Origin of the sequence: Nocardia anaemiae NBRC 100462 (assembly GCF_001612725.1) — a bacterium.
In the GTDB taxonomy this organism is placed as follows: domain Bacteria; phylum Actinomycetota; class Actinomycetes; order Mycobacteriales; family Mycobacteriaceae; genus Nocardia; species Nocardia anaemiae.
This window is the reverse complement of record NZ_BDAZ01000029.1, coordinates 179,848-191,394: the sequence shown is the minus strand read 5'-3', so window position 1 is coordinate 191,394 and position 11,547 is coordinate 179,848. Positions and strand designations below refer to the sequence as shown.

The following is an 11,547-nucleotide window of genomic DNA, read 5'->3' as shown; positions in this document are numbered from 1 at the left end:
TCCTTTGTAATCGACCCCCGCACGGTAACGGGATGACGCGGTGGTGTGTCCCGACACGCCAATCGAGAACGATGACGACAGCCTGAAGGCGTAATGGACCGAGCACACGCTCAACTCAGCCGGGTTTGACGGCATTCACGATCGCCGAGTACACCGTCGGCCACCGAATGGGCCGGGATGATCTCGACATCACCAAATCCCGGCGCCTCCAGGTGGTTTCGATACTCGGTGAACGACAGGGCACCTGCGATGCAGCCGACGTCCTCCCCGCGCCCGGCACGATCGGCCGGGCTCAGGGCGTCCTCGGCGACGACGTCGGAGATAGCGATCCGCCCGCCCGGGACCAACACCCGCGCCATGTCGGCGAACACCGCGGGCTTGGCGGTCAACAGGTTGAGCACGCAATTGGAGATCAGATCCACCAACGAGTCCCCTCCAGACGTTCGGTCGCCGTACATCTGCCGCCACGAATCATCCATCCATCGCGCTCCCCGCCAACGTGATCGACGAGTACGGCCGCTCAGGTAGGGGATTACTCAATCGCGACCTGTCGGCGCGGCAATGCCGCGAACACCACTTGCCTGCTTCCGACAGGTATCGCGTTCGGTGATGTGACTCCTTCGCTTGTAAGGAGCGCGGGCGCCGAGAGGTAGTTCCACGATGCCTGGCCGGGGTTCCAGGTTGTAGCTGTTGGCGTCCACTATGTACATGCGCCACAGGCTGCTCTGTGCTTGTCGGCGTCAGATCCGCGCGGGGCGGGCACCGCGGCGCCGTGGCCGCATCTGGTACAGGCGATACCAGGCCAGTGTGAGGAAGACGGCCGCTAGAGCGGCGACGACGCCCATGTCGAGCAGCCACGTGCCGAGGGTGTGTTTCCAGAGCGGGTCGGGTCCACCATCGTGCGGTGAGAGGGTATCCAGGTCGAGACTGGCCGCTCCGGCGCCGTAGCCCCAGCGGGACGGCGACAGGTAGGACAGCTGTTGCAGAACGGGTGTGCCAGGCAGCCGTACCAGACCGCCGGTGAGCACGAGTTGCGCCATCGACAGCACGATCAACAGCGGCAGCGTCTTTTCCGAGGTGTTCACCGACACCGACACCAGCAAGCCCAATGCCAGCGACGCGATGCCAAGCATCGCCATCGCCAAGATCAATTCCACCTCGACCGAGGTGAATATCCCTTTCGGCGGAAAACTCTCACCGATAGTGCCGATCAAGAACAGAACGGCCGCCTGAAGGACGGTGATCACACCCAAGACCAGCAGTTTCGACATCAAATAGACCCCGGCCGACAGGCCTGCCGCACGTTCTCTGCGGTAGATCGTCTGCTCCTTGACGATCTCGCGAATCGAGTTGCCGGTGCCGACGAAGCATGCGCCGAATATCAAGATCATGAGCTTGGTCGGGGCGTCGGTATTGGTTCCCGGTGCCCCGGTGAACCCCTCGCCCGACGGGATCGCAGCGATCAAACCACCCAGCAGCAGCGGCATCACGCCGAGCAACGCCAAATAGCTGCGGTCCGAGGCGATCACCGCCAGGTACCGCCTGCACAGGGTGCTGAGCTGGCTGAGCTTGGACTGCGGCGCGGGCGGCGGTGCCGGTACGTGTACTTCCGTCGACCCGATGTCGTCGGTCGGCGCGACCGCGACGTAGTTCTCGAAGCGCGGGGAGTCCCGGAACTCACTGGCCCAGTCGCGGTCCTCCTCCCGGTCGAATGCTTGGAACACCTCGGCCCAACTGCGCTGCCCGAATTCCTGCAACCCCTCTGCGGGCGGTCCGTAATAGGCCAGCCGACCGCCGGGCACCAGCACCAGCAGGCGGTCGCAGGAATCGAGATTCGCCACGCTGTGCGTGACGACGATGACGGTGCGTCCGTCGTGGGCGAGTTCGGACAGCATTTCCATGACCGTCTTGTCCAGGCCAGGGTCGAGGCCGGAGGTGGGTTCGTCGAGGAACAACAGGGACGGTTTGGTCAGCAGCTCCAGTGCGACGCTGACCCGTTTGCGCTGGCCGCCCGAGAGCCGATCGATGCGGGTATCGGCGTGCCGCGTCAAACCGAGCTCGTCGAGGACCTCGTCGACGCGCTGCTCGCGTTCCTCGCTGCGCGTGTCTCCAGGGAAGCGAAGTTCGGCCGCGTAGAGCAGTGCACGTCGCGTCGGCAGCTGGTTGTGCAGGATGTCCTCCTGCGGGACCAGGCCGATGCGGTGCCGCAGCTCGTCGTAATCGGTATACAGGTCGCGTCCGTCGTAGCGGACCGTCCCTTCCGTCGCGGGCCGCAACCCGGTGACCGCGCCCAACAACGTCGACTTGCCCGCTCCGCTGGGCCCGATGACCCCGACGAGCGAGCGCTGCGGGATAGGAAAGGTCACCTCGTCGAGAAGAACTTTGCCTTCCGGGGTCCGCACGATGAGGTTTTGCACGCAGACCGAGATGTCCCCGGTGTCGACGGACTCGCGTAGTTCGTTGCCGACGAGCCGGTAGGTGGTGTGGCCCATGCCGATCAAGTCGGATTCGGACAGGTCCGCGGCCTCGACCCGGTGGCCGTTGACGTAGGTGCCGTTGTGGCTGTCGAGATCGACGACTCGATACCTGCCGTCGGCCGTCACCCGCAGTTCGGCATGATGGCGAGAGACCATGAGGTCGTGCACGACGATGTCGTTGTCGGCGGCACGCCCGATCCGAAGCGTGTCCGAGGTGATCCGTACAGCCGCGCTGGGATGGGCGGCCGGAGGCGACGACCGCGACACTCGCCGGGGCAGGCCCGGCTCGAACTTGGTGATCGTGGCGTCATCGTCGAGGTCATAACCGGGATCCGGGACGACCATCGTGTCCCCACCTATATCACCATCGGTCTCGGGTTCGAGGCCAGGTGATGTTTCCAGCGAGCAGGACAACTGCGCACCGTCTTTGGCGTGACCGAGCTGGAAGGTCTCGTCGTGGTCGATCAGCATCCGCTCGACGCGGTGACCGTCGAAAAAGGTGCCGTTGAGGCTGTGCGCGTCCTCGATTTCCCAACCACGCGATCCCTGCTCCAACACCGCATGCAAGGTCGAAACACGCGGATCGGTGACAACAATGTCTGCGGCCGGATCGCGACCGACATTGTATGCACCCCCGGCGCGTAGCCGATAGACGCGTTCTCGCGTCTGCACCACAAGAACCGGCGACTCGGAGAATTCCGTGGAGGACCGCTCATCCGCCATAACAGGAGTATACGACCGTGCCGAACTATCGCGGCGATAATCGACCACAACGAGCCATCCCGAAATGTCCGCTTTATCTAGTTTCAGGTCTTGAGCCAAACCGGCCTGACCAGCGCAAACATGGTCCGGCGAGCGGAGAGGTAACGGCATTCGATCTCGCGGAATCCGCCGCGTAGCCCCTCAGCGGAAACACAGCCGAGACCGGCCGAACAAATGCTGGCGGAATTCGAAATTCCAAACCGAAAAAACCTGACGCAAGATCGAAGCCGAATATTTCTCAATTCGTTTCGTGCACCGATTTTGTTCGCGCGCAGAGCTTGGATTTCACATCTCGCGCGGTATTGACAGCGACCACCACCGATCACGAACCACCGGACATTCTGTGTCGACAGTGCCGAAAAACGTTACAACTCAATACAATACGGACATCGCAACATTGTCAGTGACGCTATGCGCCGCTCCAGCGAACCCGATAGCCTCCACTTGAACACCAATTCGCGTCATTGATGACGCAGATTCGTGATCGATTCCCCTCTCGCGCACAGATTCGTGCACACGATCGATTCAGGCGGGCGATCCCGGCAGCGCTGGACTGAACTTGCTGCACACATATGCGAAAAGGACACCGCGCACCGCCGAGACCCCGCCGAAGTCGTGCAAATACTCGCACTCAGTCACGACAACGGATGGAACATCACGCGGATCGCTCGCGAGATCAACCGCAGCCGATCCACTGTTAGCGGGATCATCAGCCAAGCGGCCGAGATCCAGCACGATCGAAGCGGCACACGACATCCCCCAGATGACAAACCACTGCCGTCTGGTCGCCGAGCCCATCTACTCCGACCTCATCCAGTTGTGGCGCCAAAGGCAACGACAGCAGGGGATCCGCGGCGAGAACATGTTCCAGGTTCGTATGCCGACCGATCATGGCGACGGCAAATTGAACGTCCGGAAATGCCGATTTCCGTGCACGCCCGACGGGTGCGGGGGACATCATCGCTTACAGTAAAGCCGTTGATCCTGATGAGCGTGGGTGCGTTCGAACCGTGACATCCGGCGGTGCTGTTTCGTTTGCCTGTCGGCAATACGCGACAACGAAGGACCAAGCATGCAAGCCATCATCGTTGGGAATCGTGGCGCCGGGATGACCCTGACTCACGACCTGCCTTACCCCCACGCCGCCGAGAACGACGTGATCGTGAAAGTACACGCCGCCGGGTTCACCCGTGGCGAGCTGGACTGGCCCGGCACCTGGACCGACCGCGCCGGGCGGGACCGGACCCCGAGCGTGCCCGGCCACGAATTGTCTGGAGTGATCGTCGAGCTGGGGTACGGCACCACGGGTTTGACCGTCGGCCAGCGTGTCTTCGGTCTCGCCGACTGGACCCGCAACGGCACACTGGCCGAATACGCCGCGGTGGAAGCCCGCAACCTCGCTCCCCTGCCCGCAGATATCGACCACACCGTGGCGGCCGCGCTGCCGATCTCGGGGCTGACCGCCTGGCAGGGCCTATTCGACCACGCCCGCCTCGCCACCGGTCAGACCGTCCTGATCCACGGCGCAGCCGGCGGTGTCGGCTCGATCGCGGTGCAACTCGCCCGCGAGGCCGGGGCCCGAGTCATCGGCACCGGCCGGGCCCGCGACCGCGACCGCGCGCTCACGTTCGGTGTGCACACCTTCCTGGCCCTGGACACCGAGCCGCTGGAGCAGGTCGGCGAAGTCGATGTGGTATTCGACGTAATCGGCGGAGACATCCTGGATCGCTCGATCACCCTGGTACGCACCGGGGGAACCCTGGTCACCATCGCCATGCCACCCACGATCCAGCCCGACAACGGGCGCGCCGTCTTTTTCGTCGTCGAACCCGACCGGACCCAACTCACCGAGCTCGCCACGCGCGTGCGCGACGGCCGCATCAAGCCAGCCGTCGGTGCTGTCCGCCCCCTCGCCGAAGCACCCGACGCCTTCAAACCCGGCAAGTACAGCCCCGGCAAGACAATCATCCGCGTCAGCGACGAATGAATACACACCGCCGTTCACCCTGATTACGATCGGTCGCCGGGTCGGACGTCTGGGCCCCGATCCCACGCCGATGCTTCCGACTGCAAAAGATACGAGAACAGCAACAGCGCCGACTGCAACCAGAGCGAGTGACGGCTCATACCGCTTCCCGCGCTGACCGAACCAGCCAGCGCGAAGGGGCGAAAGATCAACGCGCCGAGGGCTTCCGGCATCAAGCGGGCATACGGACATACCGAATAGCGTGCGTCGCCCTATCCGCTAGCCGCATGAAATCGGTCAGAGCAGTGTCAGATACAACGGGTCTTGTTGTTGACACGTTCTCGACACTGCCTACCAGGATCGCTCAGGGTGGTTCTCGATGTTCGAAGTCCGTCTGTACTGGGCGGTCTGGGCACATTGCCCCGTGCCGTGGATAGTGTTGGCACGTAGCATTTTTCAAGCATCGATGTTGGTTTCAATGGGTGCGGTATCGGCTCGGCTGGCGGGGCGGCGCAGAATCCGGCGGTCAGAACATCGATGACCTCGCCCGGTACCGCGGAGTGGGTGTCTGCAATTGACTCATGAGGCACGCGGATTCTCGAGAATAACCAAACGGTCGTACCAGAACGGGCAGACCGAACCTCGATAGTCGCGTTTGCGTTCGACGTCGGTGGGGATCGGTAGCGTCACCACCGTGGAAACAGGGCAACATATCCGAGAGCTCGCGGACCGCATTGTGGCGCTGCGCGACGCCTACTATCAGGGCTCGCCGCTGGTCGCGGACGCCGAGTACGACGCGATCGAGGACGAGCTGCGCGGCCTGATCGAGGCGCATCCCCACCTCGCGCCGGACCCGAATCCGCTGGATCAGGTCGGCGCGCCCGCGGTGCTGCACGCCCCGATACGGCACTCGCGTCCGATGCTGTCACTGGAGAAGGCCACCAAGCCCGAGCAGGTGGCGGCGTTCTTCAACCGCTTCCCCGGCCAGCCGGTGGTGGTGATGCCGAAGCTCGACGGCTTGTCCCTGGCCTTGGTCTTCGAGGACGGGCGGCTGGTGCGTGCCGTGACCCGGGGTGATGGCACCACCGGTGACGACGTGACGATGCTGGTCCGGGAGTTGGTCGATGGTGTCCCTGAGGGGATCAAGGTCGCGGGGCGGGTGGAGGTGCGTGGCGAGGCAGTGATGCTCAGGTCGACCTTCCTCGCCTACAACACGGCGCATCCGGACAAGCCGCTGATCAATCCGCGCAACGCCGCGGCGGGGACGCTGCGCGCGAAGGATCCGGCCACGGTCTCCGAGCGGCGGTTGCAGTTCTTCGGCTTCGACTTGGATACCTCTGCCGGTGGCACTGCGGTCGACCTGGGCGAGGGTCTGCGAGAGCTCGGGATCGCGGGTGCGCAGATGCGGCTGTGCGCCGACGCCGAACAGGCACAGGCGGCGATCACCGCGATCGAGCAAGGCCGCAACGAGCTGGACTACGACCTCGACGGCGCGGTGCTGCGACTGGCCGACCGCGATGCCTACGCGTCGGCCGGGACTCGATCGAACTCCCCGCGCGGCGCGCTGGCATTCAAGTTCGCCGCCGAGGAGAAAACCACCTTGCTGGCCGAGGTGGTCTGGGATGTCGGCAAGACCGGCAAGATCGTCCCGGTCGCATGGCTGGAACCGGTGTTCGTGGGCGGCACAACGGTCACGAAGGCGACGCTGGCCAACCAAGAGGTGATCCGCGCTCGCGACATCAAGATCGGTGACACCGTCCTAGTGCGTCGGGCGGGCGATGTGATCCCGTTCGTCGCGGGCGTGCTCGACGCCTCGAAACGCACGGGCGAGGAGCGCGAGATCGTGCCGCCCACCGCCTGCCCATCGTGCGAGCAGCCAGTGACCGAGCAGGGCAACAGCCGGGAGCTGTTCTGCACCAACGTCTCCTGCCCCGCGCAAACGGTGCGCAGGCTGATCCACTGGGCGTCGCGGGCGGCGGCCGACATCGACGCCATCGGGCCGGTGTGGATCGAACGACTGGCCGAGGCGGGCATCCTCGAGCGCCCGTCGGACTTCTACACGCTGACCAAGGAGCGCCTGCTCGAGTTCGACCGCATCGGCGAGGTCTCGGCTGCGCGCATGATCGACTCGATCGATGCCAGCCGCCAAGTCGGCCTGCGCCGCGCGCTGATCGGCCTGGCGATCCCGATGGCTTCCGACGGCACCGCCGCTCGCCTGGCCCGGGCGGGATTCGGCTCCCTCGAGGAGGTCGCCGACGCGGGCGAGGAACGGCTCGTTGCGGTCGAGGACATCGGGCCGAAGGTCGCCTCCTCCCTGGTCGCGCACCTGGCTCGCCTGCGTCCGGAACTAGAGCGGCTACGAGCCGCGGGCGTAAGCCTCGACGTGCGCGAGGAAGACCTCCCCCCGGTCGTCGCGGCAGGCGCACCCCTGGCCGGCAAGACGGTAGTGATCACCGGCGCTATCAGCGACCCGCGCTCCGGCGAAAAAATCGCCCGCCCGACATTCCAACGCCTCTGTGAGAAGGCGGGCGCGACCGCCGCGTCCTCGGTCTCGGCGAACACCGACCTACTCATCACCGGCGCGGGCGTCGGCGAGAGCAAGCTGACCAAGGCCGAGAAGCTCGGCGTCAAGGTCGTCGACCAAGGCGAGATCTGGAGCCTGCTGATCGCCGCCAAGGTCATCTAGACCGCAGCGTCCAACAGATGCCCGGCTGATCAGGCCGGGTAGTTCCGAGGCCGCGGGTGACCGGTACGCATGGTGTCGGCAGTTCGACGAGCGGTGTCGGACCGAAGGCGACTGGATCGGTGTGCCCCGGTCGGTCCGAGTGGGCGGGGCGAGCAGCAGCCGCCGTGACGTGGACTACGGTCGCATCGTGACGATGCGGTGGAAGTACTGACCATGCGATATGTGCGGGTCCGGGTGCGGCGGCTGCCGTCCGCGATCGGGTATCTGGCGGTCGGCGGCGCGACCTCGGTCCTGGCCATGTTCGCGTTGATAGGTCTGCTCGTCGTGGCGGCGCTGAGCCTCATCGGTGTGGGGATTCCGGCGATTCCCGAGGCGATGCGGGTGATCCGGCCCCTGGTCGGGGCCGATCGGCGCAGGGCGGCGCGGCGACTCGGTGCGCCGATCGAGGCGGTTTATCGGCCGATGGACGGCGATCTGCGGCAGCGGCTCGGGACGGCATTTACCGATCCGGCCAATCGCCGCGATATCGGGTGGCTGCTGCTGCATGCGCTGACCGGGAGCTATGTCGCGATTCTGGCGGTCGCGTTGCCGGTCAGTGCGGTCAATCAGCTGTTGATTCCGGCGTATTGGCAGTTGCTGCCCGCGGGCACGGTCGCCAACTTCGGTTTCACCGTCGACTCGTGGCCGAAGGCAGTACTGAGCCTGGTGATCGCGGTGCCGGTTGCCGCGGTAGCGCTGCAACTGCCGATGATCGCGGACTGGCAGGCTGTGGCCGCCCGCACGTTGTTGTCGCCCTCGGAGGATAGCCTGCTGGCCCATCGGGTTGCCGCGCTCACCGCGACCAGGGCGGCCGCGCTGGATGCGCACGGTGCCGAACTGCGCCGGATCGAGCGCGATCTGCACGATGGCGCGCAGGCCAGGATCGCCGCGGTGATCATGCAGCTGGGGTTGGCCGATCAACTGCGTGAACAGGATCCGGAAGCGGCGCAGAGCATGGTGCGCAAGGCACAGGACACCGCGACTGCCGCGCTCGCGGAGCTGCGTGATGTGGTGCGCAGTGTCTATCCGCCGGTGCTGTCGGATCGTGGGCTGTCCAGCGCATTGTCCGCACTCGCCGCGCGCAGTCCCATTCCCGTGGTGCTGGATTCGAGTCGGGTGGGCAGGCTTGCGGCGGCAGTCGAGGCAGCGGCCTATTTCGTTATTGCCGAAGCCTTGACGAATGCCACCAAACACTCTGGAGCCCAGTCCATTTCGATTGTGCTCGACGGTGCCGACGAGGTACTGACGATCGTGATCACCGATGACGGTGTCGGCGGTGCGCGGGAGACGTACGGCGGTGGCCTGGCCGGCATACGGCGGCGGGCCGAGGCCCTGGACGGGCGGATGGGGCTCACCAGCCCCGTCGGTGGCCCTACTGTGTTGCGAGTGGAGCTGCCGTGCGGGTCATGATCGCCGAGGATGACACCCTCCTTCGGGAGGGGTTGGTGTTGTTGCTGACCACCGCGGGTATCGAGGTGGCCGCGGCCTTCGACAATGCGGACGATTTCCTGGCCGCGGTGGCCGCCGACCGGCCGGATGCGGTGGTCGTCGACATACGATTGCCGCCGACATTCACCGATGACGGCCTGCGCGCCGCCGTACGCGCCCGCGAGCTGCATCCGGGCCTGCCGGTGCTCGTGTTGTCGGCGTATGTGGAGGACTCCTACGCCGCCGAACTACTCGGCGGCGGTGCCGGTGGCGTCGGCTATCTGCTCAAGGAGCGGGTCGGCAAGGTCGACCGATTCCTCGATTCGCTGCGCCGCGTCGTCGACGGCGGGACCGCGATGGATCCCGAGGTGATCTCGCAATTATTGGTGCGGCGCAAGGCGGATGATCCGTTGGCCGCATTGACCGCCCGGGAGCGGGAGGTGCTCGCGTTGATGGCGGAGGGGCTTAGCAATGCCACCATTGCCGAGCGGTTGGTGGTCACCGAAGGTGCTGTGCACAAACATATTCGGAATATTTTCGCGAAACTCGGATTGGCGGCCGATGATGTCGGTCATCGCCGTGTGCTCGCGGTGCTCGCATATCTGAACGCGTGAATTCCGCTCCTCCGGGATCCCCCGAACTGTGTTGTGGTTCAGGCGATCCCTTTCGAGTCATTCAGCGTGACAGGTCACGTCCGTGGCCGGGAGCGTGCCGTCGCGGAGGTAGGTGTTCACCAGATCGTATGTGCAATTGTTCGGGTAGTTCCCGAAGATCCAGTGGATCGGGACATCCTGCAGGGTGACCATGCGGGATGCGGTCAGATCCCGGTGCATGGCGACGGCCCCCGGATAGGATGTGCGGGTGTCGCCGGTGGACTGCAGGATCAGCGTCGGCACCGAATTACGTACCCGCGTCGGCGATTCGGCGGGCGGTTCCCAGAACGCACACGATGTCAGATTATTGACGAAGTCGCCGAATATCGGTTGGCTGGCGCGGGCGGCCTCGATATTGCCCCAGTACCAGGCCGGATCCCTTGGTGCTGCCACGTCGCCGCACATGATGGCGAGCTGTGCCGAATTGTCGCGTGGTTGTGCGTTGAGCAGGAAGGCCAGCTCCGCATGCAATTCGGGCGCGAGCTCGACCGTTTTGCCGTCAGCCGCGTCGGCGAGCTGACCTACCGTGGCGGCCAGCGTCGGATACTTTCGCGGGGCGTCCAGTTCGATGAACAGCAGTACCGGCAAGGTGTGGTCGTCGATGGTGAAGTCGCCGAACCGGATCGGGTCCGCGGCCGAGCGACGGATCAGCTCCAGCACCTTCTCGCGCACCTGTTGGCGGGTTGCGCCCAGGTGATATTCGCCCTCGTGCGCCGCGGTCCAGTCCGCCCAGCTATCCAGCGCCGCCTCATTGGCCGGACCCATATCCTGCATCATGCCGACGGGCCCGTACCGATCTGGATCGGCGCTGCTGTCCAATATGATTCGGTCGCTGCGATCCGGAAACATCTGAGTGAAGACCGCTCCCAGGTAGGTGCCATATGAGGTGCCGAAGTAGCTGACCCGCTCCTCCCCGAGCGCGCCGCGGATCACATCCATATCCCGCGCGGTATTGCGTGTGGTGTAGTAGCGCAGTCGCTCACCCTCGCTGATCGCGCAGCGGTTTGCCAGATCCTGCTGTGTGGCAACGGATTCGGCGAAGCTGGTGGCGTCTGTCCCTGCGGCTTGCAGGCCGAAGCCGCGCGGCCAGTGACAGTCGAGGGGTGACGAGCGCCCGACCCCGCGCGGGTCTATGCCGATCAGGTCGTAGCGGGCGCGTACGTCGGGGGCCATCGCCGCACCGACATCGACCATGAAATCGAGCCCCTCCCCGCCGGGGCCGCCGGAGTTGGACAGGATTACCCCGTGCCGCCGCGCGGGATCGGTCGCGGTCATGCGTGAGATCACCACGGTGATCGTCTCCCCTTGCGGGGCACTATAATTCAGCGGCACAGTCACATCGGCGCATTCGGCATCCGCTTGGTCCAGGCGCGGGTTGTCGCACGACTTCCATTGCAGCGGTTGGCTATAGAAGTGCTCCACGTCCGGACCGTTCGGGGCGGCAGGGGTGGTGCAGGCGAGTCCCGTGCCCGCGAGCAGAGCGGCGAAGCCGACCTGGACGGCCATCGTCACCTTATTGCGTAGCACTGTCGAACC

General features: G+C 65.1%; 8 protein-coding genes. 5 read left to right on the top strand and 3 right to left on the bottom strand.

Going from position 1 to position 11,547, the window contains the following annotated elements:
* Positions 1 to 110 precede the first annotated feature (110 nt).
* Both NA5_RS19260 and NA5_RS19255 read right to left on the bottom strand, forming a co-directional pair.
* Positions 111 to 479, bottom strand: coding sequence for a methyltransferase domain-containing protein (locus NA5_RS19260; RefSeq protein ID WP_062987946.1), 369 nt, complete (start codon positions 477 to 479; stop codon positions 111 to 113).
* Positions 480 to 740: 261 nt separating this feature from the next.
* Entirely contained in the window at positions 741 to 3,200 is a 2,460-nt protein-coding gene (locus tag NA5_RS19255) for an FHA domain-containing protein (RefSeq protein ID WP_062987944.1), read from the bottom strand.
* 519 nt (positions 3,201 to 3,719) lie between these two features.
* Between NA5_RS19255 and NA5_RS43245 the strand changes: the two genes are divergently transcribed.
* From NA5_RS43245 to NA5_RS19220, 5 genes are all read left to right on the top strand, one after another.
* Complete coding sequence (locus NA5_RS43245) at positions 3,720 to 4,253, top strand: helix-turn-helix domain-containing protein (RefSeq protein ID WP_157110509.1); 534 nt, start codon at positions 3,720 to 3,722, stop codon at positions 4,251 to 4,253.
* A gap of 58 nt (positions 4,254 to 4,311) precedes the next feature.
* Complete coding sequence (locus tag NA5_RS19240; RefSeq protein WP_174555245.1) at positions 4,312 to 5,226, top strand: NADP-dependent oxidoreductase; 915 nt, start codon at positions 4,312 to 4,314, stop codon at positions 5,224 to 5,226.
* A 673-nt stretch (positions 5,227 to 5,899) separates the two neighbouring features.
* A complete protein-coding gene (gene ligA, locus NA5_RS19230) occupies positions 5,900 to 7,891 on the top strand; it encodes an NAD-dependent DNA ligase LigA (protein ID WP_062987936.1) in 1,992 nt (663 codons plus the stop codon).
* 198 nt (positions 7,892 to 8,089) lie between these two features.
* Entirely contained in the window at positions 8,090 to 9,340 is a 1,251-nt protein-coding gene (locus NA5_RS19225) for a sensor histidine kinase (protein ID WP_245672299.1), read from the top strand.
* Positions 9,328 to 9,972: a response regulator gene (locus tag NA5_RS19220; protein WP_062987934.1), complete on the top strand. Its 645-nt coding sequence runs from the start codon at positions 9,328 to 9,330 to the stop codon at positions 9,970 to 9,972. The genes NA5_RS19225 and NA5_RS19220 overlap by 13 nt, the downstream gene beginning before the upstream one ends.
* 57 nt (positions 9,973 to 10,029) lie before the next feature.
* Here NA5_RS19220 and NA5_RS19215 read toward each other — a convergent pair whose 3' ends face one another.
* Complete coding sequence (locus tag NA5_RS19215) at positions 10,030 to 11,538, bottom strand: alpha/beta fold hydrolase (protein ID WP_245672298.1); 1,509 nt, start codon at positions 11,536 to 11,538, stop codon at positions 10,030 to 10,032.
* Positions 11,539 to 11,547 lie beyond the last annotated feature (9 nt).